We start from the raw sequence: 26,380 nt of genomic DNA, 5'->3' as shown, positions 1-26,380 counted from the left end.
GTGGCGGGGGCGCCGCACCGGGGGCGCCCGCCGGACCCCGGGCGGGGGGGGGGCCGGGGCGCCCGCCGCGGTCGGGGCGCCCCCACCGGGGGCCGCTAGACGGGCTGGGCGTTGGGCTGGAAGACCTGGCCGTTGGCCGGGGCCTTGAGGTTGACCAGGTAGTCGGTCACCAGGGCGTCCACGCCCGCGCTGTCACCGAGGATGCAGTGGCCGAACGCGTCCACGCTGATCAGGCGCGCGTTGCCCAGCTGGCGGGCCATGCGCTCGGAGAACTTGTACTGCGTGGCCGGGTCGTAGTAGTTGCCCACCACGACGACCGGGTTCGGGGTGCGCTTGCCCCACGGGCCCGCGTAGCGGTCGGGCCGCGGCACCGGCCACGTGGCGCAGGTCAGCAGGTCGGAGGTGGCCTGCGACCGGCCGAACGTCGGCGACTCCCGCTCCCACGCGGCCGCGACCAGCGGGTACAGCTGCGGCAGGCGCGCGAACGGCTTGTCCGAGCAGTTCACGCCGTAGTACGAGTCGTCGAACTCGTACGGGGTCTCCGCCGCCGGCAGCGGGCGGACGTCGGCCAGGCCGCGCCGGTTGGCCAGCGGCGGCAGCTGCTCGACCTGCTCCTGCACGGAGAACGCCGCGGCCTCCGGGTGCAGCGCCGCGTAGACGGCCTGCAGCCAGGCGGCCAGCGCCTTGAAGCGGGTCGGCGCGTAGAGGTCGCTGGACACGCGGCCCACGTAGGCGTCGTAGGTGACCTCCTCACCGGAGGGCAGCGTGGCCGACCGGGTGCGCAACTGGTCGCGGACCTCGTCGAACTTGGCCCGCGGGTCGCCGTCGCTGTAGGCGCACTTGTCGCCCTCGGCGTCGCAGCGCTTCAGGAAGGCGTCCAGCGCCAGCTCGAAGCCCTGCGCGCGCTGCCGGTCGTACTCGGCGCCGTTGGTGGTGCGCAGCTTCGGGTCGACGTTGCCGTCCAGCACCAGGGCCCGCGACTTCGACGGGAACATGTTGGCGTAGGTGGCGCCGATCAGCGTGCCGTAGGAGAAGCCGACGAAGTTGAGCTGCCGGTCGCCGACGCCCTGCCGGAGCAGGTCGAGGTCCCGGACGACGGCCTCGGTCGACATGTGGTCCAGCAGCGGGCCGGCGGTGCGCGCGCACGCGTCGGTGTAGTCCTCGGTGGCGACCATGGTGTCGCGGATCTGGGTCCGCGTCAGCGGGATCGCGGACATCCGGCCGAAGACCTCCTCGGCCTCCTCCAGCGTCTCGAAGCAGCGCAGCGGCGAGCTGCGGCCCACGCCGCGCGGGTCGAACCCGATCAGGTCGAACCGCTTCATGACCTCGGGCTGGAAGAACGAGCTGCCGTACGCGGAGTAGATGAGGCCGGCGCCGCCGGGGCCGCCGGGGTTGAGGAACAGCGAGCCGACCTTGTTCGCCTGGTCGTCGGCGGGGCGCTTCATCAGCGCCAGGGTGATCTTGGGGCCCTTGGGCTTGCGGTGGTCCAGGGGCACGGGGTGGTTGGCGCAGCTGACCTTGGTCCGCTGGGCCTCGGGGATCTCGGCGAGCACGTCGGCCGGGCAGGCCGACCACGCGATCGGGGTGGCGCCCTGCGCTTCCTGGGCGGCGGCGGCACCGGTTCCGACCAGGCCCGACACCGCGGTGCCCGCGGCCAGGGCCAGAGCCAGTGCTCTGTTTCGGAGTTGCATCGGGTAGCGCTCCCTCTGTTCACTCGGCGTCGCCCCTCAGTGACAACCGCGACGCCATCGCGCGAGATTGTCACTCGTTCGTGTCGAGCAGTACCCGCAGAACGGAGGATTCGTGGCCGCCGATCGGTTCTTGCCCGGCCTGGAGCTGGCCGGGCGGTTCTACCGGGAAGCGGTCGAGCCGCTGGTCCACGAGCACTTCGGCCCGGTGCCGCACAGCGCGGCCCGCGTCGGGTCCGGCTCGGAGGTGCTGGGGTTCGACACCGAGCGGTCGGCGGACCACGAGTGGGGGCCGCGCCTCCAGCTGTTCCTGGACCCGGAGGACACCCGGGCCGACGACCTCCGGGCCGCGCTGTCGGAGCACCTGCCCAAGACCTTCCTCGGGTGGCCGACGCACTTCGCGGGCGGTGACGACGAGGGCACGAGCGCGGTCATGACGCCCACCGGGGGCCCGGTGGACCACCGCGTGGAGGTCACCGACCTGGGGAGCTGGTTCGACCGGCAGCTCGGCTTCGACCCGCGCGCGGGCGTCACGACGGCGGACTGGCTCGCCGCGCCGACCCAGCGGCTGCTGGAGGCGACCGCGGGCGCGGTGTTCCACGACGGGCTGGGCCAGCTCGAACCGGCCCGCGCCGCGCTGCGCTGGTACCCCGACGACGTGTGGCGGCACGTGCTGGCCTGCCAGTGGCTGCGGATCTCGCAGGAGGAGGCGTTCGTCGGCCGGTGCGGCGAGGTCGGCGACGAGCTGGGTTCGGCCGTGGTGGCGGCCAGGCTGGTGCGCGACCTGATGCGGCTGCGCCTGCTGCTGGACCGCCGGTACCCGCCGTACTCGAAGTGGCTGGGCAGCGCGTTCGCCCGGTACGCCGACCTGGTGCCGGTGCTGCGGGCGGTGCTGGCCGCCCGGGACTGGCGCGAGCGCGAGGAGCACCTGGTGGTGGCCTACGAGCACGTGGCGCGGGTGTGCGACGGGCTCGGGCTGGCCGAACCGGTCGACCCGACCACCCGGCCCTACCACGACCGGCCGTTCCGGGTGCTGCGCGCGGACCGGTTCACCAGGGCGCTGGCCGCCGCGGTCACCGACCCGGAGGTGGCCGCGCTGCCGCTGGTGGGCGCGGTGGACCAGTTCGTGGACAGCACCGACGTGCTCAGCCACCCGGCCCGGCTGCGCGGCCTGGCGTTCCGGCCGGTCACGGGGGTGTGAGCGGGCGACCCGGCCGCCCGCCCACCCACCCGCCCGCTACCCGGCCGCGCGGGCCAGGCTGAGCGCGAACCGCCCCTCCTCGTCGGTCCACCAGCGGTGCAGCTCGAAGCCCGCCGCGGCCAGCTCCCGCTCCACCCCCTCGCGCCGGAACTTCGCCGACACCTCCGTGCGCAGCTCCTCGCCCTCGGCGAACTCCACGTCCAGGCCGAGCGCGGGCACGTGCGACCGGACCGCCCGCAGCGCCCGCAGCCGCATCTCGATCCACTCCTCCTCGGCGTTCCACAGCGCGACGTGGGCGAAGTCGGCGGGGTCGAAGTCCGCGCCCAGCTCCCGGTTCACCACCCGCAGCACGTTGCGGTTGAACTCCGCCGTCACCCCGCGCGCGTCGTCGTAGGCGCGGACCAGCACGTCCGGGTCCTTGACCAGGTCCGTGCCGAGCAGCAGCCACTCGCCCGCGCCCAGCACGTCCCGCACCGAGGAGAGGAACTTGTCCCGCTCCTCCGGGATGAGGTTGCCGATCGTGCCGCCCAGGAACGCCACCACGCGCGGCGGCGCGCCCGGCAGCAGGCCCAGGTGCTCGGTGAAGTCGCCGACCACGCCGTGCACGCGCAGGCCCGGGTAGTCGGCCAGGATCGCCCGCGCCGCCTCGGCCAGCGCCGACCGCGACACGTCCAGCGGCACGAACTCCTCCAGCGTGCCGTGGTCGCGCAGCGCGGTGAGCAGCAGCCGGGTCTTCTCCGACGACCCCGAGCCCAGCTCGACCAGGGCGCGGGCGCCGGTGGTCCGGGCGACCTCCCCGGCCCGCGCCACCAGGATCTCCCGCTCGGCCCGGGTCGGGTAGTACTCGGGCAACCGGGTGATCTCCTCGAACAGGTCGCTGCCGACCGCGTCGTAGAACCACTTCGGCGACACCCACTTCGGCCGCGCGGTCAGGCCCGCCCTCGCCTCGGCGCGCAGCGCCAGCGCCGCGTCCTCCGGGCTCAGGTGCACGTCCAGCACAGGCTCGGTCATCCTCGTCCAATCCCCTTGATGTCCACACCGGACACGTCGGCCGTGACCACGTGCCCGTCGGGCAGCTCGCGCCAGCCCGGGTCGTCGTCGAGCGGTTCGGAGGCCAGCGTCACCGCGCCGCCGCCCGCGCGCACCCACAGCGAGTGGGTCCACGTCGTGCCGGCGAGCACGGTCCCGTCGGTGAGCAGCAGGTTCAGCCGCGAGCCCGGAGCGGCGGCGGCCACTTCGGACACCACGTCGGCCAGCGCCGCCGCGGGCGCCGCGCCCGCCGCGAGCCGGGAGCGGACCAACGCCCACAGCAGCGCCGAGTCGGTCGGCGCGTCCAACGTCAACAACGCCTCGGTCGGCAGTGTTCCCGCCACGTCCGCGACGGAGCCGGGCCAGTCCGCGACGCGGCCGTTGTGGCTGAACAGCCACCGCCCGTCGGTGAACGGCGCGCACGCGGTGTCCACCACCGGCATCCCCACCGTCGCCGACCGGACCGCGGCCAGCACCGCGCCGGACACCACGACCCGGCTCAACCGCGCCAGGTTCTCGTCCGACCAGATGGCGCCGGCCCGGCGGTAGCGCACCGCCGGGGCGCCCGGCGCGGGGTACCAGCCCACGCCGTAGCCGTCCGCGTTGATCGTGCCGCCGCCGCGCATGTCCCTCGGCGCGTACGACTGCCGCTCCAGCGAGTGCGGCGGGTCGTGCACCAGCGCGGCGACGGGCACGGCGGGACCCAGGTAACCCAGGTGGCGGCACACCGTCAGGCCGACTCGTCCCGGCTCGCGTCGCGGGCGCAGCGGAAACCGGCGAAGATCTGCCGCCGGATCGGGTAGTCCCAGTTCCGGAACGTGGCGCGCACCGCGGCCGGGTCGGAGCCGAACGAGCCGCCGCGCAGCACCTTGTAGTCCGGGCCGAAGAACACCTGCGAGTACTCGGCGTACGGGAAGACCTCGAACCCGGTGTAGCCCCGGAAGTCCGAGCTGGTCCACTCCCACACGTCACCGATCAGCTGGTGCACGCCCAGCGGCGAGGCGCCCTCCGGGTACGCGCCGACCGGCGCGGGCGACAGGTGCCGCTGGCCGAGGTTCGCGTGCCGCTCGGTCGGCTCCTCGTCGCCCCACGGGTAGCGGCGGGAGCGGCCGGTGGCCGGGTCGAACCGGGCCGCCTTCTCCCACTCGACCTCGGTCGGCAGCCGCTTGCCCGCCCACCGCGCGTACGCGTCGGCCTCGTGGTAGCAGACGTGCACCACCGGCTGGTCCGGGTCGAGCGGCGCGGTGACGCCGAACGCGGTGCGGTACCACCGGTCGCCCTGGCGCTCCCAGAAGCGCGGCGCGACCAGGCCCGCCTTGCGCACGTGCGCCCAGCCCTCGTCGCTCCACCAGCGCGGGTCGTCGTAACCGCCGTCGGCGAGGAACTCCAGGTAGGCGCCGTTGGTGACCGGGGTGGTGTCGATGAAGAACGGGTCGGTGCGCGCCTGGTGCGCGGGGCGCTCGTTGTCCAGCGCCCACGCCTCGGTGGAGGTGCCCATGGTGAACGGGCCGCCGGGCACCAGCACCTCGGCGGGTCCGACCGGGCCGCCGCGCGGCGGTGGCGGCGCGTCGAGCACCGGGTCGCCGACGCGCAGCTGGTGCGTGGCCAGCATGGTCTCGCCGTGCTGCTGCTCGTGCTGCACGATCATGCCGAACGCGAACCCGTCCTCGACGAGCCTGCGGCCCTCCAGCGGGGTGCGCTCCAGCACGTCGAGCACCTTCTCCCGGACCTCGGCCACGTACCGGCGGGCCTCGGCCGGGCCGAGCAGCGGCAGCTCCGGGCGGGCGGACCTGGCGTGCTTGAACGCGTCGTACAGCTCGTCGATGTCCGCGCGGACCGGCTCCCGGCCGCCCACGTCGCGGACGAGCCACAGCTCCTCCTGGTTGCCGATGTGGGCGAGGTCCCACACCAGCGGCGACATCAGCTTGGAGTGCTGGCGCACCAGGTCGTGGTCGTCGACGGCCTCGGTGAGCAGCCGGCTGCGGTCGCGGGCCCTGGTGAGCTGGGCGGCGACGTGGTCGCGCAGGCGTTCGGCGGCGGAGCGGTCCGGCGCCGCCCCGCCCGTGCCGGTCCCGTTCGCGCTCCTGTCCTGGGTGCTGGTCATGAACGGCCCCCTCCGGTCTTGTCCGCCAGCGTTCGGTGCAGTTCCTCGGCGATCGCGTCGGCCTGACCGGCCGACAGGTCGGTGTTCACGAGCGCGGCGCACCCCAGTTCGACCACGTCGCGCGCGGCGCGGGCGAGCACGGCGTCGTGCAGCCCGTAGCGGGCGGCGGCGAGCCAGCGGCCCGACGCGGTCTCGGTGGCGGCCAGGGCGGCGTCCACCACCTCCGGCGCGCTGAACAGCGCGACCATCAGGACCACGGGCGGCACCCAGCCGCCGTCTGCGGGCGTGTCGAGGTAGCGGACCTCCACGTACCCGCGCGGGCGCACCGGCGGGAACTGGAGGCTCAGGTGGTAGTCCAGGTCGTCCGGGGTCGGCCGCCGGTCCAGCGCGCCCGCGATCCAGTCCGCGAAGGTCAGCGGGCGCGGCGGCGTCCAGTCCGGTCCCGGTCGGCGGACCACGATGACCGGGGCGTCGACCACGCGTCGCGCCCACGCGGCGGCGGGGTCGGCGCACACCGCGGCGGGGCGGGTGCGCACGGGGTCGGTGGCGTAGAGGGAGCGCATCCGGGCGCTGGCCCAGTCGAGCCGCCTGCCGCCCACACCGGGCGAGTTGGCGAACAGGGCGTTGAGGACTGGGCCCAGCGCGTGCACCGCCGCCCACCGCTTCGGCAGGTCCTCCAGCAGGCCGAAGTCCAGGCAGACCTGGAGGCCGGCGGTGCTGCACATCATGGTGATGCCCTCGGGGCCGAGCGGGGCGAAGGCGTGTTCCATGGCCGCGTAGCGCGGCACCCGGAGCAGTCGGCTCGGCGGGCGGAACGGGTCGGCGCCCCGGCCGCCCAGGCGCAGCCCGGCGGGCGCGAGCAGGTGCTGGAGGTGGTCGACGTCGGTGGCGACGGTCTTGAGGAGGTCGCTCAGCGATTCGCGTGGCGGGGTGGAGATCTCCACCTGGCCGCCGGGCTCCACGGTCAACGGTGTGCCGGACGGGAGCGGGCGCCGGGGGCTGTCCGGGACGAGGGTCGGTGGGGCGTGCTCACCGAGCGCGGCCGCGAGGGTCGCTGCGTCCAGCGGACGGGCGGGGTCTTCGACGTGGTGGACGGTCCATTCCAGTTCGACTCCGAGGAGCCTCGGAGGACCGTGCTTGAAGCAGACCGACGCCACGTAGGCCTCGGCTTCCGCTCTGTCCCGGAACACCGCCGGGACGGGCCCCTCAGCGGAGGCGTTACGGACAGCAGTCACTATTCGCACTCCCGGTGATCATCCTCGTCCTGTCGACGCTACACGGGGGTACCGACAAACACAGCAGGGCAAAACGTCCTCTCCAGAGCGACGTCCACGCTGTGAGCAGGGTGTTCACCTCGTGGACAGCGGGAGGGAGGTCGTTCTTCGCCGGGTCCGGCCCGCCGGGGAGGGGCGCGGGAGGGGCGCAACCGCCGGTCGGGTGACGGGCGCTCAGCGGTCGGGGCCGATCCCGGTGGGGTGAAGCCCCACGGGGTGAACGTGGACGGGGTGGACGTGGACGGGGTGGACTCGGTCTGGGTGATCTTCGGCGGGGTGGGTTCCGACGGGGTGGACTCGGTCGGGGTGGGCTCCGGCGGGGTGGGCTCCGGCGGGGTGGGCTCCGGCGGGGTGGGCTCCGGCGGGGTGGGCTCCGGCGGGGTGGGCTCCGGCGGGGTGATCTTCGGTGAGGCGGGCTCCGGCGCGGTCCGCCTCTGCGCGGTCCGCCTCTGCGCGGTCCACCTCGGCTCGGTAGACCTCCGCGCGGCGGCGGAACTCCGCCCGCGAGGACGGCGCGTCGAGCGCGATCCGGTCGAGCAGGTCCGCCCGGTGCGACCCGACCGGCAGCGCGAAGGGCGCCCGCAGCAGCCCCGCGCACCCCGCCGCGAACGGCACGAGCCGCACCACCACGTCCTCCCGGTCCGCCACCGACCGCCACTGCCCGGCCAGCACCCCGGCGTCGCCGACCCGGGCGTGGAGCGCGGCCTCGTGCACGAAGAACCTCGTGGCGGGCGGCGCCTCCCCGGTCTCCGCACCGGTCTCCGCACCGGTTTCCGCGCCGAGCGCGGCGGCGTAGGCCGGGGTGCGCAACTGCCGCGGCACGCACAGCGTCTCGAACACCACCAGCTCGACGCCCGCGGGCGCGCCGGGGTCCGGGCCGGGGTCCGGGCCGACGAGGCCGAGGAGGTCGATCAGGTCCGGTCCGCGGCGGCTCCGGTCCTGGGTGGACGGTCGCGCCGGCGGCCACCCCAGGACCGCCGCGGTCCGCGACAGCGGCCGGATGTCCTCACCTGCGGTCACAGCCCGCCACCGTAGTGGTCCTGACCAGGCGTTTCGAGCCCAGCCCGACAAGTACACCCCAAAGTGGACCAGCCCAAGCCGTACGTACTGATTGGATTTCGCCGAGCCGCCCTGGCAACATCGACCGGTGCCCAGGGTGAGCCAGGACCACCTCGACGCCCGCCGCCGCCAGATCCTGGACGGCGCGCGTGCGTGTTTCGCGCGCTTCGGTTACGAGGGCGCGACGGTGCGCCGCCTGGAAGAGGCTACCGGCCTTTCCAGGGGTGCGATCTTCCACCACTTCCGCGACAAGGAATCGCTCTTCCTCGCCCTCGCCGAGGACGAGGCGCTGCGCATGGCGGAGGTCGTCGCCGAGCAGGGCCTCGTCCAGGTGATGCGGGACCTGCTGTCCGCGCCCGCGCCCACCGGCGACGCCGAGCACCCCGCCGACTGGCTCGGCACCCGGCTGGAGGTGTCGCGGCGGCTGCGCACCGACCCCGAGTTCCGGGCGCGCTGGGCCGAGCGGTCGCGGCAGCTCACCGACGCGACCCGGCAGCGCCTGGAGCGCCAGCGGGAAGCCGGGAAGCTGCGCGACGACGTGGACGTGGACGTGCTGACGTCGTTCCTGGAGCTGGTGCTGGAGGGCCTGGTGTCGCACCTGGCCATGGGGCTGCCCGCCGACGACCTCGAACCCGTGCTCGACCTGGTCGAGGAGAGCGTCCGCCGGCACCGCCGCACCGGATGAACCGCTACCTCTTATCGGCCGGCCTCGCGCGCCTCGCGGACGAGATGGTGAGCGTGGCGGTGCTGATGCTGGTCGCGTCGCGCACGGGTTCGGAACTGCTCTCCGGGCTGGTGGTCGCCTCCTACACGGTGCCGTCGGTGGTGTCCGGACCGGTGCTCGGCGCGTGGCTCGACCGCGCCCGCAGGCCCGTGGTCCTGCTGGTGGGCAACCAGGTCACGCTCGCGGCGATGACCCTGGCCATGCTCGTCGCCCCGGTGCCGCTGCTGCCCGTGCTCGCCTTCGTCGCGGGCATCACGCTGCCGATGACCAGCGGCGGGTTCACCAGCCTCGTGCCCAGGCTCGCCGCGTCGAGCGGGGTGGACCTGGACCGGGCGACGTCGCGGGACGCGCTGCTGTTCAACGCCGCCGCGATCGGCGGGCCGGCGCTGGCGGGCGTGCTGGGCGTGGTCGCCTCGCCCGAGGCGGCGGTGGCCGCGATCAGCGCGCTGTCGCTGGTGGGCGGGCTGTGCACGGCGGCGCTGCGCGTGCCGCCGCACCCGCCGGGCGCGCACCCGTCGCTGTGGACCGCCGTGCGGCGCGGGGTGCGGCACCTGGCGGCCACTCCCCCGCTGCGCGGCTCGACGATCACGTCGGTGCTGGGCTACGGGGCGACCGGCCTGGTGTTCATCGCGCTGCCGTTCCACCTGGAGGACCTGGGCGCGGGCCGGGACTCGGCCGGGATCGCGTGGGCGGCGCTCGAAACGGGCTGCGTGGTGGGCGTCCTGGTGGCACGGCGGTGGCTGCCGCGGTGGCGGCCCGAGCGCGTGGTCTTCACGACGGTCGCGCTCTACGGGCTCACGCTGCTGCTGTGGCCGGTCGCCGGGAACTTCACCGCGCTGCTCGCGGTGATCCTGCTCAGCGGCCTGGTCCAGGGGCCGACGCTGCCCGCCACCATGACCGCCCGGCAGCGGTACACGCCGGGCCCGCTGCTCGGGCAGGTGTCGACCACCGGGGCGAGCCTCAAGATCGGCGCGTTCGCGCTCGGCGCGGCGGCGGCCGGCACGCTGGTGGAGGTGTGGCGGTGGACGCCCGTTTCGGTGATCTTGCTGGTGGCGGCCTGCGAGCTGGTGGCTGCGTCACTCGGGGCAATCGCCGCCAGGACCGGGCGTGGCGTCCCGGCGACCCCATAGGATCTCCGCCATGGCCGACCCGCGAGCTGCCCACGTGCACCGGGTGCGGGTGCGCCCGGTCGACTGCGACCGCCAGGGGATCGTGCACGCCTCCCGCTACGCCGTCTTCTTCGAGGCCGCGATGGTGGAGACGCTGCGGTCCCTGCTGGGCTCCTACAAGGAGTTGGAGAAGCGCGGCGTCGACTTCGTCATGGCGGAGACGTCCATCCGCTACCTGAGCCCGGCCCGGTTCGACGACCTGATCCGGATCGGCGTGCGGGTGCGCACGCTCGGCACCACGACGCTGACCATGGGGTTCGAGGCGGACGTCGACGGCACGCCGGTGGCCACCGGCTGGAACCGCTACGTCTCCTTCGGCACGCCGGAGCTGCGCACCACGCCGATCCCGGAGGACTTCCGCCGGGTGCTGGAGCGCAGGCCCGCGTCGAGCCGGACCGCGAGGCCCGCAAGCGCCAGAACCACCCCTGCGGCCCGCGGCTGACCTACCCGTCCGACCTCCGCCCGCAGCCGACCGCCGGCCCCCGCCCGCCCGTCAGACCTTCGCCCGCACCTCGGCGCCCACCGCGTGACCGGCGCCCGAACCCTCGGCCCGCGCCACCACCCGGCCACCCCGGACCCGCACCGCGACCTCGGTCTCGTCGCTGACCGAGGGCACCCCGGCCGCCGCCGCGAGCGCGCCGCCCTCGTCGCACACCACCCGCACGCGCGGCCACGCCTCGACCGGGAACGCCTGCCGCAGGCAGGCGCACAGCTGCGACACCACCAGCCGGACCAGCGGCGCCAGCTCGCCGGGCACCCCGGTGACCGCGGCGACCGTGACGAGCCCGCCCGCCCACCCGCCCGACCGCACCGCCTCCTCCGCGGCGGCCAGGCGGTTGAGCCCGAGCACGACGACCACGCCGTCCTCGTCCGGCGTGACCGGCGCGGCGCGCACCAGGTCCACGGCGGTCGGCGGGCGCCACGGCGCGTCCTCGACCCGGACCGGCGGTCGCGCGGGCGGCGGCCACCAGTCGCTCAGGTCCAGGCCCGCCAGCCGTTCACAGGCGCTGATCAGGTCGAACGGCTCGCCGAAGCCGGGCGCGGCGCCGGCCAGCCCGCTCGCGCCGTGCAGGGCGGTCAGCACGGTCTCCGCGACGCGGACCATGCGCGGCTGCGGCGCGCCGGGTGGCGGGGCGACCGGTTCCAGGCGTTCCATCGCCAGGCCGAGCAGCAGCGCGTCCAGCTTGAGCAGCTGGGTGAACGGGCGCCGGGTCGCCTCCTCGGCGGCCACCTCGGCGGAGAAGTCGCGGTGCAGCGGGTCGAACGCCGGTGAGGTGACCCACGCGCGCGCCAGCGCGCCGAGCGCCGTGCGGAGGTCCGGGCCGCGGTGCGGGTCCGACGGCGTGGGCGCGCGTTCCACCAGGTCGGCCAGCACGGCGAAGTACAGGGCGCGCTTGCCCGGGAAGTTCGAGTAGACCGCGCCCCGGGTCAGCTCGGCGCGCTGGGCGATCACGTCGACCTTGGCGTCCCGGAAACCGCGCTCGGCGAACTCGGCGCGCGCCGCGTCCAGCACCCGCGCCCGGTTGCGCTCCTGGAGCTCCGCCCTGCTCAGCCGCACCATCACGCTCCCCGTTTGCCACGCGCCGCGCGATCAAGATACCGTGCAACTCAGATGACGTGAACATCTGATCTGAACATCTGGAGTTCCCGATGACCGTTACCGAGCTGAACCCCGCCGACCCGGCGGTGCTGCTCGACCCGTTCACCGCCTACGGCAGGGCCCGCGAGGAGTCGCCCGTGGCGCGGATGCCGCTGCCCGGCATGGGCGCGCTGTGGATCGTCACCCGGCACGAGGACGCGCGGGCGATGCTCAACGACCCGCGCTTCGAGGTGAACTCCGCCAGCTTCATGCGCCCGCCCGGCATCCCGGAGCACTGCCTGCCGTACCTGCGGACGATGGCCGAGATCGACGGTCCCGAGCACACCCGCCTGCGCAGGCTGGCCGCGCCCGCGTTCACCGCCCGCCGGGCGGCCGGGCTGCGGTCGCGGGTCGAGTCGACCGTGGAGGCGCTGCTGGACGCCCTGCCGGACGGCGACGCCGTGGACCTGCACGAGCACTTCGCCCGGCCGCTGCCGATGGAGGTGATCTGCGAGCTGGTCGGCATCCCCCCGGCCGACCGACCGCGGTGGCGCGAGCACGGCGCGGCCGTGGCGGCGGGTCACGGCGAGGCGTTCATGGCGGCGATCCCGCAGATCATCGCGGACGCGCGGGCGGCCGTGGCGAGGCGCGCGGACGAACCGGGCGACGACCTGATCTCCCAGCTGCTGGAGGCCAGGGCGGAGGACGGCGACCGGCTCTCGGAGGTCGAGCTGGTCACCCTGGTGTGGCACCTGGTGCTGGCCGGGCAGACCCCGACGAACCTCGTCACCAACGGCCTGGCGGCGCTGCTCGACCACCCGGACCAGCTGGCCGTGCTGCGCGCGGACCCCGACCTCGTGCCGCGCGCGGTGGAGGAGCTGACGCGCTGGGCGGGGCCGCAGCTGCTCACCACGCCCCGGTACACGCGGGAGGAGGTGACGATCGGCGACGTGGTGATCGGCAAGGGCGAACGGGTGACGGCGGCCATCGTCTCGGCCAACCGCGACCCCCGGGTGTTCGACGACCCGGACGAGCTGGACGTCACGCGCACGCCCGCGGTCGGCCACCTGGGCTACTCGCACGGACCGCACTTCTGCCTGGGCGCGGCGTTCGCGCGGGTGCAGGTGGAGGTGGCGCTGGCGGCCGTGCTGCGGCGGTTCCCCGACCTCACCCTGGTGGAACGGCCGGCCCCCATCCCCGACGGCGGCACCTGGCGGCTGTCCTCGCTGGTGGTCCGGCGCTGAAGCCGGCGGTCCGGCGCCGGAGGACCGCGGACGGCGCCCGGCGACGATCAGCCGGCGAGGACCTCGTCGGCGATCTCGGCCGGGCTCCGGTCGTCGGTCTCCACCACGCGGACCCCCGCCGGCGCCGGCGGGACCACCGCCAGGGCGCGCAGCTCCGCCTCCGGCCGGCCGAGCAGGTCGTCGCCGGGCAGTGACACGCCCTCGCCCCGCCCCCGGGCGAGCAACCGCTCGACCAGCCGCTCGCGGCTCGCCGTCAGCCAGAACGGGGTCGCGCCCGGCACCGCGTGCGCCAGGTCGCCGACCACCACCAGGTGCTCGGCGCCCGCCTCCCGGTAGGCCCGCACGACGTTGCGCAGGTTGCGCGCCACCGCGTCCGCGGCGAGCGGCGGCGTGGCGAAGGTGATCTGCGCCAGGTCGACGTACCCGGAGCGGGCGGTGGCCTGCAGGCGGCGGTGGACCTCCCAGCCGACGGTCGACTTGCCGACGCCGCGCGGGCCCGCGATCCACAGCATCACCGCCGCCACCTCAGCACCACGGCCACCCCAGCACCACAGCACCGCCGCCACCTCAGCACCGCCGCCACCTCGCCAGCACCTCGTCGACCACCGCCGCCGGGGTGCGGTCGCCGGTGTCCACGGTGAAGTCGGCGAAGTCGTCCCGCTCGAACGCCTCCGCCACGTCCCCGACCACGTCGGCCAGTTCGGGCATCCACCCCCGGGCCAGGACCCTGGCGCGCAGCTCGTCGGGGTGCGCCCGCAGTCGGCACCAGGTGATCCCCGCGCCGGGCAGCAGGTCGGCGTACCACCGGGCCAGTTCGCGGGTGTCCGGGCCGCCGGACACCACGAACGCGTCGTGCACGCGACCGGACCACAGCGCGCCCAGGGCGCTCGACTTGACCCGGTGGTTGTCGGGGTCGTCCGGGGGCGCGGGGTGGCACAGCCCGAGCTGGTCGACATCGACGTACGCGGCCCCGGCCAGTTCCCGGTAGACGCGCCAGCCGATGGTCGTCTTGCCCGCGCCCGACGGGCCGAGCAACCACAGCACCCCGGTCACCGGCCGCAGGGTAGCCGCAGCACCGCACCTCGGCAGAGCCGTTTTTCCTTGAAACCCTCTCGCGTCCGGTCCAGTGTGGTCCCATGTCCACGGTGAAGAACGCGGCGTTGCTGTTCCTGGGGCGCAACGTCGTCCGCCTGCAAGCGCTCCTCGGCGACCCGGCCGGCCGGCTGTTCGGGACGGACCCGACCCGCGACCCCTACCCGGAGTTCGAGCGGGTGCGCCGGCAGGGCGTGCTGGTGCGCAGCAAGATGGGGCTGTACCTGACCGCGTCGCACGCACTCAGCTCCTCGCTGCTGCGCGACCCGGGTTTCGGCACGCTGGCGCCGAACGCGCTCTCGCCCGTGGACTCGTCGGCGTACGTCGGCGGCAGGCGGCTGGTCAACCCGGTCGAGGAGTCGTTCCTGGTGCTCAACCCACCGGAGCACACCCGGCTGCGGCGGCTGGTCGCGCCGTGGTTCACGCCGCGCGGGCTGCGGGCGCAGGCGGCGACCGTGGAGCGCGTGGTGGAGGAGTACCTGGACGAGGTGGGCGAGCGGCCGACGTTCGACCTGGTGCGCGACTTCGCCGTGCGGGTGCCGATCCAGGTCATCGCGGACCTGCTCGGCGTGCCCGGCGCGGACCACGCCTCGTTCGCCCGGTGGGGCAGCTCGCTGGTCAGCGCGATCGACGGGGTGCGCGACCTGGGCGAGATGCGGCGGCTGCACCGGAGCCTGCGGGAGTTCGACGCGTTCCTCGACGACCTGGTCGAGCGCAGGCGGCGCGACCCCGGCCCGGACGACGTCGTGTCGGCGCTGGTCGCGCGGGAGGACCTGAGCCGCGAGGACCTGATCGCCACCACGGAACTGCTGCTGGTGGCCGGGTTCGAGACGACGGTCAACCTGATCGGCAACGCGGTGCTGGCCGTGCTGGGCGACCCGGCGGTGCGCGAGCGGCTGGTCGCCGACCCCTCGTGCGCGGAGGCCGTGGTGGAGGAGACGCTGCGCTTCGACCCGCCGGTGCAGTACACGGTGCGGGTCCCGTTCGAGTCGACGGAGGTCGCCGGCACGCGGGTGGCGAAGGGCACGCCGATCATGATGCTGATCGGGGGCGCGAACCGGGACCCGGAGGTGTTCGCCGACCCGCACCGCTTCACCCCCGGCAGACCGGACGTGCGCGAGCACCTCTCGTTCTCCTCGGGCGTCCACTACTGCCTGGGCGCGGGACTGGCCCGGATGGAGGCGGCCGCCGCCCTGCGCGGCCTGTTCCGCCGCTTCCCGGACCTGCGCGCGGCGGGGCCCGTGACCCGACGACCGTCGCGGGCCATTCGGGGCGCGGCGCGCATCCCGGTAACGACTGGGGTGAAAAAACGACACACGATGGTGGAAACCATCAGCTGACCCACAGGTCCGTGGTGCATGCTGGTGGGGCGAGCGACCCGCCGCACCGCCGCCGCGGCGGGTCGCTCGCATTCCTCCGCAACGATGCGGAAAACGCCCTCTAGTCCACGCCTCGCATCAAGCCGTGGATGGACTTGGCGCCCACCACCAGCGAGACGCCCAGCGCGATCGCCAGGCCGCCGAGCACGCCGAAGTACGCCACCGCGTTCTCGTCGCTGTAGAAGCGCACCACGATCGCGCCGACGCCCTGCCCGGCCGCCGTGGCGAGGAACCACAGGCCCATGGTCTGCGAGGCGAACGCGCGCGGCGCGAGCTTGGTCGTCACCGACAGGCCCACCGGCGACAGCATCAGCTCGCCGCAGGTCATCACCAGGTACATGGCGATCAGCCACAGGAAGCTCACCCGGACCGCCGGGTCGCCCTGGCTCGCCACCATCATCAGCAGGAACGACAGGCCCACCAGCAGCAGCGAGTAGCCGAACTTCCGCGGCGTCGCGGGCTGCCGGTTGCCCAGCCTCACCCACAGCAGGGCGAACAGCGGCGCGACCGCGATGATCATCACCGGGTTGATCGACTGGATGAACGACGGCGGGAAGGACAGGCCCAGGAACGAGTTGTCCACGCGCGTGTCCGCGAACGCCGCGATCACCGTCGCGCTCTGCTCGAACAGCAGCCAGAACATGGCCGCCGCGATGAACAGCGGGATGTAGGCGATCACCCGGGACCGCTCCACCGGCGTGGTGCGCGGGCTGCGGATCATCACCGCGAAGTAGCCGATCGGCAGCAGCACCGACAGCAGGCTGATCAGGTTGATCACGCCCTCCGCGCCGAGCACGCCGGTCACCACCAGCAGCGCGACCACCGCGACCGAGCCCAGTACCACGGCCGCGATCCGGCCCAGCACCCGGCCCCGCTCCTCGACGGGCAGCGGGTTGGGCGGCGCGGCGGCCGAGTCGCCGAGGCCCCTCATCCCCGCCCGGTACACGACCAGGCCCAGCGCCATGCCGACCGCCGCCGCGCCGAAGCCGAGGTGCCAGTCGTACTCCTCGCCCAGGAAGCCGCACACCAGCGGCGCCAGGAAGCCGCCGAGGTTGATGCCCATGTAGAAGATCGTGAAGCCCGAGTCGCGGCGCGGGTCCTGCCCCTCGTAGAGGCCGCCGACGACCGTGGAGATGTTCGGCTTGAGCAGGCCCGTGCCGAGCACGATCAGGATCAGGCCGGTGTAGACGCCGGTCAGCCCGATCGGCAGCGCCAGCGCGATGTGCCCGAACATGATCAGCAGCCCGCCGTGGAACACCGCCCGCTGCCCGCCCAGCACCCGGTCGGCGAGCCAGCCGCCCGCCACGCCGGACATGTAGACCGAGGCGCCGTAGATGGCGACCAGCGACAGCGCGAAGCTCTTGTCGAGCCCGAGCGCCCCCTCCGCCGTGGAGCGGTACAGGTAGTAGGCGAGGATCGCTTTCATCCCGTAGTAGGAGAAGCGTTCCCACAACTCGGTGAAGAACAGCGTGGACAGTCCTCGGGGGTGCCCGAAGAAGCCCTGCTGCGGGGTGGAGACGGCGCTCGTGGCGCTCACGGGGGTCCTCCTGGTGTCACAACCTCACCATCGGTAGTCGGCCAAAACTACGCCGAACGGGTGTATCGCGAGAAATCCGGTTACCCCTGAGTGGCCCAACGCACAGCCCCGGGGTGCGCTGGGCGGGAACCTTTGGTCCACTCGACTGGTGGATCTGATCGAGGCTCACGGACTGGCGATGAGGGAGTTCGACTCGCGGGTGCGGGAAGTGCGCCCCGAGCAGTGGGACGCGCCCACGCCGTGCGCGGAGTGGACCGTGCGCGACCTGGTCAACCACCTGGTGCACGAGCAGCTGTGGGCGCCGGAGCTGCTGGCCGGCTGCACGGTCGAGCAGGTGGGCGACCGGTTCGACGGCGACCAGCTCGGCGACGACCCGCTGCACTCGTGGGTCCTGGCGGCGGGCGCGGCGCGCGAGGCGTGGATCGGGCCGCACGCGCTGGAGAAACCGGTGCACCTGAGCTACGGCAAGGTGCCGGCCGAGGAGTACGGCTGGCAGATGACCTCGGACCTCGCCGTGCACACCTGGGACCTGGCGCGGGCGGTCGGCGCGGACGAGCGGATCGACCCCGGGCTGGCGGAGGCGGTGCTGGAGTACCTCACGCCGAACGTGGAGGACTGGGCCGCGAGCGGGCTGTACGCGCCGCCGGTGCCCGTGCCGGACGACGCCGACGCGCAGACCAGGCTGCTGGCCCTGACCGGCCGGGAGCCCTGAGCGCCGCCACCGCCTGCTCCCCTGCCGACCGCGTCCCGCCCCGCCCGGTCCCCCGCCCGGACGGGGCGGGACGCGTCTCCCCCATCGCTCGTGCGCCAACCCCCGACGGTCCCGGCGCACACCACAGTGTCAACCGGTCGGGGGTTGTCCGGGATCGGCGGGCGCGGGTTGACGACACCTGCCTGACAACGGGTCGGCCCGTCAGGGACCGGTGACGCCCGGCTCCCAGCTCTCGGGCCGGCCGCTCTCGGTCAGCAGCAACTGCCAGTCGCCGAAGCCCATGGGCGCGTCGTGGTGCCACGGGAAGCGGCCCTGGGCGGTGGGCACGATGATCTGCACGGCCGCGAAGTCGCCCTTGCCGTACAGCAGGAACGCGCTGCCGAAGAACTCCGGGTAGAAGCCCTTGAACACCCGCTCGAACGTGATAGGCACGCCGTCGAAGAAGTCCCAGTACAGCTTGCCCGGCAGGAACCGCTCGCCCGAGCGCGCCCGGTCGACGTAGGCCCGGATGAGCACCTGCGCCTGCTCCGGCGGCAGGCCGATCACCACGGCCTCGGCCACGCCGAACCGCCGCCAGGCGCCGACGGAGAACGCGTACCCGGCGCCCTCGGCGTCCTCGGGCACGGTGACCACCGCGTGCCCGTGCAGCTCGGCCTGCTCCAGCAGCCAGTCGCGCAGCTTCAGGTCTTGGGTCGTGGGGTTGGACACCGGGCCATTGTGCCCGTGCGCGGCACCGGCAGGACCGCGCCCCCCCGCCGGGCGGCCGGCACGGGGGCGCGGGCGGACCGCTCGCGGGTCAGCCGACCTCGGCCATGACCTCGTCGGACACGTCGAAGTTCGCGTAGACGTTCTGCACGTCGTCGCAGTCCTCCAGCGCGTCGATCAGCTTGAAGATCTTCCGCGCGCCCTCGGCCTCCAGCTGCACCGACACGGACGGCAGGAAGTTCGCCTCGGCCGACTCGTAGTCGTACCCGGCGTCCTGGAGGGCCTTGCGCACGGCCACCAGGTCACCGGCCTCGGACACCACCTCGTAGCTCTCGCCGAGGTCGTTGACCTCCTCGGCGCCCGCGTCCAGCACGGCCATGAGCACGTCGTCCTCGCTCAGCTCGCCCTTGGGCACGATCACCACGCCCTTGCGGCTGAACATGTAGGCGACCGAGCCGGGGTCGGCCATCGAGCCGCCGTTGCGGGTCATCGCGGTGCGGACCTCGGACGCGGCCCGGTTGCGGTTGTCGGTCAGGCACTCGATCAGGACCGCCACGCCGTTGGGGCCGTAGCCCTCGTACATGATGGTCTGCCAGTCGGCGCCGCCCGCCTCCTCACCGCCGCCGCGCTTGCGGGCGCGCTCGATGTTGTCCAGCGGGACGGAGTTCTTGCGCGCCTTCTGGATGGCGTCGTACAGCGTGGGGTTGCCGTCGGGATCGCTGCCGCCGGTGCGCGCGGCGACCTCGATGTTCTTGATCAGGCGCGCGAACAGCTTGCCGCGCTTGGCGTCGATTGCGGCCTTCTTGTGCTTGGTGGTCGCCCACTTGGAGTGGCCGCTCATTTCTCCTCCGTCTGTCCCTCAGCCCGCCGCACGGACCATGTCCACGAATAGGCGGTGCACGCGCCCGTCGCCGGTCAGTTCCGGGTGGAACGAGGTGGCGAGCACGTGCCCCTGCCGAACCGCGACGATCCTACCGGCGGCCTCCCCCGCGTCCTCGGATTCGGGGACCCTGGCGAGCACCTCCACGTCGTCGCCCGCGGATTCGACCCACGGCGCGCGGATGAAGACCGCGTGGACCTCGCCCACGTCGGTGAAGTCGAGTTCGGCCTCGAAGGAGTCGACCTGCCTGCCGAAGGCGTTGCGCCGGACCACGATGTCGAGGCCGCCGAGCTGGTGCTGGTCGGGCCGCCCGTCGAGCACCCGGTCGGCGAGCAGGATCATGCCCGCGCACGAGCCGTAGGCGGGCATGCCCTCCTTGATCCGGGCGCGCAGCGGCTCCAGCAGCTCGAACGTGTCGAGCAGGCGGCTGATGGTCGTGGACTCGCCGCCGGGCAGCACCACGCCGTCCACCTCGGCCAGCTCCTCGGGCCTGCGGATGGGGCGGGCCAGCGCGTCGGCCTCGGCCAGCGCGACGAGGTGCTCACGGACGTCGCCCTGGAGGGCGAGGACACCGACGACGGACACGATGGGTATTCCTCCTCGATCGGACCCCACCAGGGTAGGTGAACGGGGTGGGCGGGGGCTTGTGACACCCACCCACCCCGTTCGGTCTTCCCGCGACGCCCAGTGGCGCGTCACGACCCGCCCTGCGGCCTGGTGGGCCGCCGGGGGACGGTCTCGGGTCCGCCCGCCAAGAGGGGCACGGCGGGTTCGGAGGCAGCCGGGACGCTATCCGGTCTGGACCAGTTCGCCCGTCCGGCTTGAGGAAGGCTTGATGTAATTGCGCTCACAACCACCGGAGAGCGCCTGGTCGAGGTCGTCCCACAGGTCCTCGACGTCCTCCAGGCCGGCGCTGAGCCGCAGCAGGGCGTCCGGCACGCCGGAGGCCTCGCGGTCGGCGCCGGGCACCAGCCGGTGGGTCAGCGCGGCCGGGTGCTCGACCAGCGTGTCCACCGACCCGAGGCTGACCGCGGGGGTGATGAGCCGCAGCCGCGCGACCACGGCCGCCGGGTCCTCCCGCGTGGTGAACGCCAGCACCGCGCCGGGCCCGCTCATCTGCGTGCCGACCAGGCCGGCGGGGTCGCCGCCGGGCAGGCCCGGGTGCCGCACGAGGCCCACGCCGGGGTGCCCGTCGAGCCGCCGGGCCAGCTCGACGGCCGTGCGCTGGGCCGCCTCCACGCGCAGCGGCAGCGTGGCCAGGCCGCGGTGCAGCAGGTAGCCGCCCAGGGGGTGCAGCACCGCGCCGGTGACGATCCGGACCTGGCGCAGCGCCGCCGCGCGCTCCTCCGCGCAGGCCACCACGCCGCCGAGCACGTCGCCGTGCCCGCCGAGGTACTTGGTGGCCGAGTGCAGCACGTAGGCCGCGCCGAGCGCGGCCGGGTTCTGGAGCACGGGCGTGGCGAAGGTGTTGTCCACGACCACCGGCACCGGCCCGGCCCGCTCCACCACGGCGGCGACGTCGAGCAGGTCGAGGTTGGGGTTGGCGGGCGTCTCGACCACGACCAGGCCGGTGTCCGGGGTGATCGCGTCGGCGACCCGGTCGGCGGTCGCGTAGGTGGTGCGCACGCCGAGCAGGCCGCTGGACAGCAGGTGGTCGGTGCCGCCGTAGAGCGGGCGCACGGCCACCACGTGCGGTTTCCCGGTCAGCACGCACGCCGCCTGCACCACGGCGGTCACCGCGGCCATGCCGCTGCCGAACGCGACCGCCGCGGCCGTGCCCTCCAGCGCGGCCAGGGCCTGCTCGAACCGGGCGACCGTGGGGTTGTGCAGCCGCGCGTAGACCGGGGAGGCGGCGTGCGCCGCGCCCTCGGCCAGGTCCTGGAGCGCCCGGCCGCCCGCGGCCTGGTCGGGCACCGGGTAGGTGGTGGACAGGTCGATGGGGAGCGCGTGCACGCCCAGGTCGGCGAGGTCGTCGCGCCCGCCGTGCACCGCTGTCGTCCGCAACCGGTTCATGGTCGGATCGTGGACTTCCCGTCGGCGGTGTGGGCAGACTTCCGCAGGTCGTTCGGCGGACGAGGGAGTTCGTTGTGCTGGATTCGGTGGACGCGGCGATCGTGCGGGAGCTCCAGAAGGACGCTCGGCTGCCCAACAAGGACCTGGCGGAGCGCGTGAGCGTGGCGCCCTCCACGTGCGTCGTGCGGCACCGGTCGCTGCGCGAACGCGGCGTGATCACCGGCTACCACGCCGAGGTGGACCTGGCTGCGGTCGGGCGGCCGGTGCAGGCGGTCATCGCGATCCGCGTCCGGCCGCACACCAGGGCGATCGTGGAGCCGTTCATGGAGTACGCGCTGTCGCTGCCCGAGGTGCTGGCGCTGTCGCACGTGGCGGGCCCGGAGGACTTCCTGGTGCACGTCGCGGTCGCCGACACGGCCCACCTCCAGCGGCTGGTGCTGGACCGGTTCACCACGCGGCGCGAGGTCAGCGAGGTGCAGACGAACCTGCTGTTCCAGCACGTCCGCAAGCACACGATCCCCCCGACCGGGTGACACACTCCACTCGTCGCGGGGGCTACCGGCGGGTACCCCTGCTGCCCAGACCGTGGAACGGGGGTTCGTGGTGGCCGAGCTGACCGAGGCGTTGCGGGAACTGCTCGACGGCAGGTGGGCGGCGTTGCGCCGCGACTCGCTGGACCTGCTGGGCAAGGTGGAGCCGGTGCGCGACCTGCCCCGCGAGGAGCACCGCGCGTGGGTGCTGGAGCAGATGCGCGTGCTGGCGGCGGGCGGCCACCCGCTGATCGGGTTCCCGGCCGAGCACGGCGGGCACGACGACGTGGGCGGCTCGGTGGTGGCCTTCGAGGTGCTCGGGTTCGGCGACCTGTCGCTGATGGTCAAGGCGGGCGTGCAGTGGGGCCTGTTCGGCGGCGCGGTGCAGGCCCTGGGCACCGAGGAGCACCACCGGCGGTACCTGCCCGGGATCATGGACATGGAGCTGCCCGGCTGCTTCGCCATGACCGAGACCGGGCACGGGTCGGACGTGCAGAACCTGCGCACCACCGCCACCTACGACCCGGAGGCCCGGGAGTTCGTCGTGCACACGCCCGACGAGATGGCGCGCAAGGACTACATCGGCAACGCGGCCCGCGACGGTCGGCTGGCCGTGGTGTTCGCGCAGCTCGTCACCGGCGGCGAGGAGCACGGCGTGCACGCCCTGGTGGTGCCGATCCGCGACGAGGAGGGCCGCCCCGCGCCCGGCGTGACCATCGAGGACTGCGGGCCCAAGGCGGGCCTGAACGGCGTGGACAACGGGCGGTTGACCTTCGACCACGTGCGGGTGCCGCGCTCGGCGCTGCTCAACCGGTACGGCGACGTGGCCGAGGACGGCGCGTACTCCAGCCCGGTCGAGGGCCGGGGCCGCCGGTTCTTCACCATGCTGGGCACGCTGGTGCGCGGCCGGATCAGCGTGGCGGGCGGCGCGGGCAGCGCGACGAAGAAGGCCCTGGCCCTCGCGATCCGGTACGGCGAGCGGCGGCGCCAGTTCACCCGGCCCGGCTCCGGCGAGGAGGTCGTGGTGCTCGACTACCTGGCCCACCAGCGGCGGCTGCTGCCCGCGCTGGCGCGCACCTACGCGCTGCACTTCGCGCAGGAGGAGCTGGTGTCGGCGCTGCACGACGTGACCGACGACCGGGGCCGGCGGGAGCTGGAGTCGCGCGCCGCCGGGCTGAAGGCGGTGGCCACCTGGCACGCCACCCGCACCATCCAGGAGTGCCGGGAGGCGTGCGGCGGCGCCGGGTACCTGGCGGAGAACCTGCTGCCGGCGCTCAAGGCCGACACGGACGTGTTCACCACGTTCGAGGGCGACAACACGGTGCTGCTCCAGCTCGTCGCGAAGGGGCTGCTGACCAGCTACCGCGACCACGTCGGCGACCTGGACCCGTGGGGCATGGTCCGGTTCGTGGCCGACCAGGCGGTGAACGTGGTGATCGAGCGGACGGCCGCGCGGGCGATCATCGACCGGCTCGTGTCGGGCAGCTCGGACGCGCTGCTGGACCGGGGCTGGCAGGTGCGGGTGTTCGAGGACCGCGAGCGGCACGTGCTGGAGGGCCTGGCGCGGCGGCTGCGGCGGGCGTCGGCGGACGACGCGTTCGAGGTGTTCAACGCGGCGCAGGACCACGTGCTGCACGCGGCGCGCGCACACGTGGACCGGGTGGTGCTGGAGGCGTTCGTGGCCGCGCTGGGGCGCGCCTCGGACCCGGCGGTGGCGGAGCTGCTGGGGAAGGTGTGCGACCTGTACGCGCTGAGCGTCGTCGAGGCCGACCGGGCGTGGTTCCTGGAGCACGGCAGGCTGACGCCGCAGCGGTCCAAGGCGGTGACCCAGGCGGTGAACGAGCTGTGCGGTCAGCTGAGGCCGCACGCGCGGACGCTGGTGGACGCCTTCGGCATCCCCGAGACCTGGCTCGCCGCGCCGATCACGACGTGAGGGGTGCGCATGTGGACCGAGGACGAAGCGGGCGTGCTGGCCCTCGGCCTGGCCGGGTACGTGCGGGCCGTGGCCGAGGAGGTCGGCGTACCGCCGGAGGGCACCGAGTTCGAGGTCTCCGACACGGCCACGGCCTACCTCGCGCTGGCCGAGGGGCGGGGCCGGGACCTGATGCTGGTGTGGAGCAGCGAGCACGGCTGGTCGGTGGCCGTGGAGACCGACCCCGGTGAGCAGCCGGTGACGGTGGCGCACCTGGGACCGCCCCTGGTGCCCGAGCCCGGCGTGGTGGCCCGGTTCGTGGCGGACGTGCGTGCGGGCGCGCCGGGGCGGCCGGAGCTGACCGTGGCCGACGACCGGCACCTGCTGGCGCAGCGGCTGCGCGACTACATCGGGGACGACTAACCGGTTCGCGGCGGACCGGCTGCCGGCGGTGGCGCGTGACCGGCGCGCCCGGCCGCGTCCGGCCGCCGCGCCTCGGGCTCAGGAGCGCGGCAGCACGCCCACGAGCGACGTGGCGATCGCGAGCCGCAGGGCCGCCCGCAGGTCGATGCGGTGGACCGCCAGCTCCGGCTCGGACTCGTAGACGGCGAGCAGGCTCGGCGGCGGCGGGGTGTAGGCGGACAGCGCGCCGGCCACCAGCAGGGCGGTCAGGCAGAACTGCTCGGCCTGGTCGCCGACCTCGGGCAGGCACCGCCGGACGAGGCCGGCCATCACCGCGAGGTTCCGCAGCGAGGCCCGCTTGTGCCGGCGGACCACCTCGACCGAGACGTTGTGCTCCAGCACCCCGCCCTGCGCGCCGTAGAGGTCGCAGAGCACCCGCTGGGCGGCGAGCGACCCGCTGAGCGCGTCGGCCACCTGTTCGGCCCGCTCCACCGCGGGCAGGTCCGGGTCGACGGCGCGGGCCAGCTCCTGCTCCAGTTCGGCCAGCCAGGTCGCCGTCCGGTCGTCCATCAGGTCGAGCAGCACCGCCTCGCGGGACTCGAAATAGCGCAGCACCGCCGTCTTGGCCAGGCCGACCCGCCGGCTCAGCTCGTTCAGGGTCACCTCGGCCACCGACATCTCGTCGAGCATCGACGAGGTGGTCTCCAGGATCGCCCGGCGCCGGACTTCGCGCTGCTCTTCGGTGCGCGCCCGCTGAAACGTCATGACGTCGACCCTAACTTGGGTACCGTCGGTACATTGACAGCGTACCGGCGGTACATTAACGTTCCGGCCATAAGTTACCGGCGGTACATTAGGAGCCCGTGATGAAGTGGACCGAGCAGCAGATCCCGCGCCAGGACGGCCGGGTGGCCGTGATCACCGGCGCCAACACCGGGCTGGGCTTCGAGACCGCCCGGCGGCTCGCCGAGCGCGGGGCGGCGGTCGTGCTGGCCGTCCGGGACGCGGAGAAGGGCAAGGTGGCCGCCGCCCGGATCAACGGCGACGTCTCCGTGCGGGAACTGGACCTGACCTCGCTGGAATCGGTGCGCGCCGCCGCGGCCGGCCTGCGCGCCACCCACCCGCGGATCGACCTGCTGATCAACAACGCGGGCGTGATGCACACCCCGAAGCAGACCACCCGCGACGGCTTCGAGCTGCAGTTCGGCACCAACCACCTGGGCCACTTCGCGCTCACCGGGCTGCTGCTCGACCTGATGCTGCCCGTGCCCGGCTCCCGGGTGGTCACGGTCAGCAGCACCGGTCACCGCATCCGCGCCGCCATCCACTTCGACGACCTGCAGTGGGAGCGCTCCTACAGCCGGGTCGCCGCGTACGGCCAGTCGAAGCTCGCGAATCTGATGTTCACCTACGAGTTGCAGCGCCGGCTAGCCCCGCACGGCACCACCGCCGCGGTGGCCGCGCACCCCGGTGTCTCCAACACCGACCTGGCCCGCAACACCCCGCCGGTCGCCCGCCGGTTGATCACCTGGCTCGCCCCGGTGATCGCCCAGCCCGCGACGGCGGGCGCGCTGCCCACCCTGCGGGCCGCCACCGACCCGTCCGTCCTCGGCGGGCAGTACTACGGGCCCGACGGCCTGACCGGGCGGCGCGGCCACCCGAGGCCGGTCGCCTCCAGCCCCGACTCCTACGACTCGGCCGTGCAGCAACGCCTCTGGGCCGTCTCGGAAGACCTGACCGGCGTGCGGTTCCCGGTCGGCCGGGCGGCCGCCGCCCCCACCCTCGGGAACGGCCGCTAACGGCCGTACGCGGCCATGAACATGTCGAGCAGGCCGTCGACGGTCCGCTCGTCGACGACCCGGGTCGAGAGCAGGTGGCGGTAGTACAGCGTGCCGCACAGCACCTCCGCCGGGAACGTCAGGTCCACGCCCGGCACGAGCTGCCCGGCCTCCTGGGCACGGGTGATCCGGTCGAGGGTGCGCCGCTCGACGGTGCGCAGGAAGCGGTCGTGCAGCGTGGCCCGCGGGGTTTCGTCCGCCTGCGCCTCGGCGATCACCGCGCGGCAGACCGGCCCGATCGGCGGGCCGGCGAGCGCGGGGGCCGAGCGGGTCCACGCCGTCGTCACGGCCGAGGCCCCGGCCGATGTG

27 protein-coding genes are annotated in these 26,380 nt (G+C 74.1%); 11 read left to right on the top strand and 16 right to left on the bottom strand.

Annotated elements, in window-relative coordinates:
- Positions 1-95: 95 nt before the first annotated feature.
- Positions 96-1,691 (bottom strand): alpha/beta hydrolase, encoded by a 1,596-nt coding sequence (locus tag ACFV4N_RS15370; protein ID WP_499673156.1) that lies wholly within the window; start codon positions 1,689-1,691, stop codon positions 96-98.
- Between the two features lie 112 nt (positions 1,692-1,803).
- On the opposite strand from ACFV4N_RS15370, the gene ACFV4N_RS15365 reads away from it, so the two are divergent.
- Entirely contained in the window at positions 1,804-2,889 is a 1,086-nt protein-coding gene (locus tag ACFV4N_RS15365) for a DUF4037 domain-containing protein (RefSeq protein ID WP_499673155.1), read from the top strand.
- Between the two features lie 36 nt (positions 2,890-2,925).
- On the opposite strand, the gene egtD is transcribed toward ACFV4N_RS15365, so the two are convergent.
- From egtD to ACFV4N_RS15340, 5 genes are all read right to left on the bottom strand, one after another.
- On the bottom strand, positions 2,926-3,900 hold the full coding sequence (gene egtD / locus ACFV4N_RS15360) for an L-histidine N(alpha)-methyltransferase (RefSeq protein ID WP_499673154.1): 975 nt from the start codon (positions 3,898-3,900) through the stop codon (positions 2,926-2,928).
- Positions 3,897-4,646 (bottom strand): ergothioneine biosynthesis protein EgtC, encoded by a 750-nt coding sequence (gene egtC / locus ACFV4N_RS15355; protein WP_499673153.1) that lies wholly within the window; start codon positions 4,644-4,646, stop codon positions 3,897-3,899. The genes egtD and egtC overlap by 4 nt, the downstream gene beginning before the upstream one ends.
- A 2-nt stretch (positions 4,647-4,648) precedes the next feature.
- Entirely contained in the window at positions 4,649-6,022 is a 1,374-nt protein-coding gene (gene egtB, locus ACFV4N_RS15350) for an ergothioneine biosynthesis protein EgtB (RefSeq protein WP_499673152.1), read from the bottom strand.
- Positions 6,019-7,179: a glutamate-cysteine ligase family protein gene (locus tag ACFV4N_RS15345; protein WP_499673158.1), complete on the bottom strand. Its 1,161-nt coding sequence runs from the start codon at positions 7,177-7,179 to the stop codon at positions 6,019-6,021. Before ACFV4N_RS15345 ends, egtB begins: the two co-directional genes overlap by 4 nt.
- A gap of 291 nt (positions 7,180-7,470) precedes the next feature.
- Positions 7,471-8,316, bottom strand: coding sequence for a Scr1 family TA system antitoxin-like transcriptional regulator (locus ACFV4N_RS15340; protein ID WP_499673151.1), 846 nt, complete (start codon positions 8,314-8,316; stop codon positions 7,471-7,473).
- A 127-nt stretch (positions 8,317-8,443) separates the two neighbouring features.
- Here ACFV4N_RS15340 and ACFV4N_RS15335 point away from each other — a divergent pair, with 127 nt between their 5' ends.
- From ACFV4N_RS15335 to ACFV4N_RS15325, 3 genes are read left to right on the top strand one after another with little or no spacing between them, the layout of a single operon-like run.
- Positions 8,444-9,040: a TetR/AcrR family transcriptional regulator gene (locus ACFV4N_RS15335; RefSeq protein ID WP_499673150.1), complete on the top strand. Its 597-nt coding sequence runs from the start codon at positions 8,444-8,446 to the stop codon at positions 9,038-9,040.
- Complete coding sequence (locus ACFV4N_RS15330) at positions 9,037-10,209, top strand: MFS transporter (RefSeq protein WP_499673149.1); 1,173 nt, start codon at positions 9,037-9,039, stop codon at positions 10,207-10,209. Before ACFV4N_RS15335 ends, ACFV4N_RS15330 begins: the two co-directional genes overlap by 4 nt.
- 10 nt (positions 10,210-10,219) lie before the next feature.
- Positions 10,220-10,690, top strand: coding sequence for an acyl-CoA thioesterase (locus ACFV4N_RS15325; protein WP_499673148.1), 471 nt, complete (start codon positions 10,220-10,222; stop codon positions 10,688-10,690).
- Positions 10,691-10,741: 51 nt separating this feature from the next.
- On the opposite strand, the gene ACFV4N_RS15320 is transcribed toward ACFV4N_RS15325, so the two are convergent.
- Complete coding sequence (locus ACFV4N_RS15320; RefSeq protein ID WP_499673147.1) at positions 10,742-11,809, bottom strand: TetR/AcrR family transcriptional regulator; 1,068 nt, start codon at positions 11,807-11,809, stop codon at positions 10,742-10,744.
- An 89-nt stretch (positions 11,810-11,898) separates the two neighbouring features.
- Here ACFV4N_RS15320 and ACFV4N_RS15315 point away from each other — a divergent pair, with 89 nt between their 5' ends.
- Positions 11,899-13,071, top strand: coding sequence for a cytochrome P450 family protein (locus tag ACFV4N_RS15315; RefSeq protein WP_499673146.1), 1,173 nt, complete (start codon positions 11,899-11,901; stop codon positions 13,069-13,071).
- A gap of 47 nt (positions 13,072-13,118) precedes the next feature.
- Here the strand turns inward: ACFV4N_RS15315 and ACFV4N_RS15310 are convergent, their stop codons facing one another.
- Positions 13,119-13,586 (bottom strand): AAA family ATPase, encoded by a 468-nt coding sequence (locus ACFV4N_RS15310; RefSeq protein ID WP_499673145.1) that lies wholly within the window; start codon positions 13,584-13,586, stop codon positions 13,119-13,121.
- Positions 13,587-13,638: 52 nt separating this feature from the next.
- Positions 13,639-14,124, bottom strand: a complete 486-nt coding sequence (locus ACFV4N_RS15305; protein ID WP_499673144.1) for a hypothetical protein — start codon at positions 14,122-14,124, stop codon at positions 13,639-13,641.
- Positions 14,125-14,207: 83 nt separating this feature from the next.
- Between ACFV4N_RS15305 and ACFV4N_RS15300 the strand changes: the two genes are divergently transcribed.
- Positions 14,208-15,503 (top strand): cytochrome P450, encoded by a 1,296-nt coding sequence (locus tag ACFV4N_RS15300; RefSeq protein WP_499673143.1) that lies wholly within the window; start codon positions 14,208-14,210, stop codon positions 15,501-15,503.
- 100 nt (positions 15,504-15,603) lie between these two features.
- On the opposite strand, the gene ACFV4N_RS15295 is transcribed toward ACFV4N_RS15300, so the two are convergent.
- Positions 15,604-17,079, bottom strand: coding sequence for a peptide MFS transporter (locus ACFV4N_RS15295; protein ID WP_499673142.1), 1,476 nt, complete (start codon positions 17,077-17,079; stop codon positions 15,604-15,606).
- A gap of 148 nt (positions 17,080-17,227) precedes the next feature.
- On the opposite strand from ACFV4N_RS15295, the gene ACFV4N_RS15290 reads away from it, so the two are divergent.
- Positions 17,228-17,791: a TIGR03086 family metal-binding protein gene (locus ACFV4N_RS15290; protein ID WP_499673141.1), complete on the top strand. Its 564-nt coding sequence runs from the start codon at positions 17,228-17,230 to the stop codon at positions 17,789-17,791.
- Positions 17,792-17,992: 201 nt separating this feature from the next.
- Here ACFV4N_RS15290 and ACFV4N_RS15285 read toward each other — a convergent pair whose 3' ends face one another.
- From ACFV4N_RS15285 to ACFV4N_RS15270, 4 genes are all read right to left on the bottom strand, one after another.
- The gene (locus ACFV4N_RS15285) at positions 17,993-18,499 is read right to left on the bottom strand and encodes a DUF4262 domain-containing protein (protein WP_499673140.1); all 507 of its coding nucleotides are present in this window, start codon (positions 18,497-18,499) and stop codon (positions 17,993-17,995) included.
- A gap of 88 nt (positions 18,500-18,587) precedes the next feature.
- Positions 18,588-19,337 carry a YebC/PmpR family DNA-binding transcriptional regulator gene (locus tag ACFV4N_RS15280; RefSeq protein WP_499673139.1) on the bottom strand — a complete coding sequence of 250 codons (750 nt, stop codon included), beginning with the start codon at positions 19,335-19,337 and terminating at the stop codon, positions 18,588-18,590.
- 18 nt (positions 19,338-19,355) lie between these two features.
- Positions 19,356-19,961, bottom strand: a complete 606-nt coding sequence (gene pdxT, locus ACFV4N_RS15275; RefSeq protein WP_499673138.1) for a pyridoxal 5'-phosphate synthase glutaminase subunit PdxT — start codon at positions 19,959-19,961, stop codon at positions 19,356-19,358.
- A 204-nt stretch (positions 19,962-20,165) separates the two neighbouring features.
- Positions 20,166-21,389 carry a trans-sulfuration enzyme family protein gene (locus ACFV4N_RS15270; protein WP_499673137.1) on the bottom strand — a complete coding sequence of 408 codons (1,224 nt, stop codon included), beginning with the start codon at positions 21,387-21,389 and terminating at the stop codon, positions 20,166-20,168.
- 74 nt (positions 21,390-21,463) lie between these two features.
- Between ACFV4N_RS15270 and ACFV4N_RS15265 the strand changes: the two genes are divergently transcribed.
- From ACFV4N_RS15265 to ACFV4N_RS15255, 3 genes are all read left to right on the top strand, one after another.
- Positions 21,464-21,922 (top strand): Lrp/AsnC family transcriptional regulator, encoded by a 459-nt coding sequence (locus tag ACFV4N_RS15265; protein ID WP_499673136.1) that lies wholly within the window; start codon positions 21,464-21,466, stop codon positions 21,920-21,922.
- A 70-nt stretch (positions 21,923-21,992) separates the two neighbouring features.
- Entirely contained in the window at positions 21,993-23,852 is a 1,860-nt protein-coding gene (locus ACFV4N_RS15260; RefSeq protein ID WP_499673157.1) for an acyl-CoA dehydrogenase family protein, read from the top strand.
- A gap of 9 nt (positions 23,853-23,861) precedes the next feature.
- On the top strand, positions 23,862-24,254 hold the full coding sequence (locus ACFV4N_RS15255) for a DUF6292 family protein (protein ID WP_499673135.1): 393 nt from the start codon (positions 23,862-23,864) through the stop codon (positions 24,252-24,254).
- Between the two features lie 78 nt (positions 24,255-24,332).
- Here ACFV4N_RS15255 and ACFV4N_RS15250 read toward each other — a convergent pair whose 3' ends face one another.
- Positions 24,333-24,998 carry a TetR/AcrR family transcriptional regulator gene (locus ACFV4N_RS15250; protein WP_499673134.1) on the bottom strand — a complete coding sequence of 222 codons (666 nt, stop codon included), beginning with the start codon at positions 24,996-24,998 and terminating at the stop codon, positions 24,333-24,335.
- 101 nt (positions 24,999-25,099) lie between these two features.
- Here ACFV4N_RS15250 and ACFV4N_RS15245 point away from each other — a divergent pair, with 101 nt between their 5' ends.
- Positions 25,100-26,032 carry an SDR family NAD(P)-dependent oxidoreductase gene (locus ACFV4N_RS15245; protein ID WP_499673133.1) on the top strand — a complete coding sequence of 311 codons (933 nt, stop codon included), beginning with the start codon at positions 25,100-25,102 and terminating at the stop codon, positions 26,030-26,032.
- Here the strand turns inward: ACFV4N_RS15245 and ACFV4N_RS15240 are convergent.
- Entirely contained in the window at positions 26,029-26,358 is a 330-nt protein-coding gene (locus ACFV4N_RS15240; RefSeq protein WP_499673132.1) for a TetR-like C-terminal domain-containing protein, read from the bottom strand. The genes ACFV4N_RS15245 and ACFV4N_RS15240 overlap by 4 nt on opposite strands.
- Positions 26,359-26,380 lie beyond the last annotated feature (22 nt).

This window comes from Actinosynnema sp. NPDC059797 (genome assembly GCF_042732085.1).
Lineage (GTDB): Bacteria > Actinomycetota > Actinomycetes > Mycobacteriales > Pseudonocardiaceae > Actinosynnema.
This window is presented reverse-complemented; position numbering and strand designations above follow the sequence as displayed.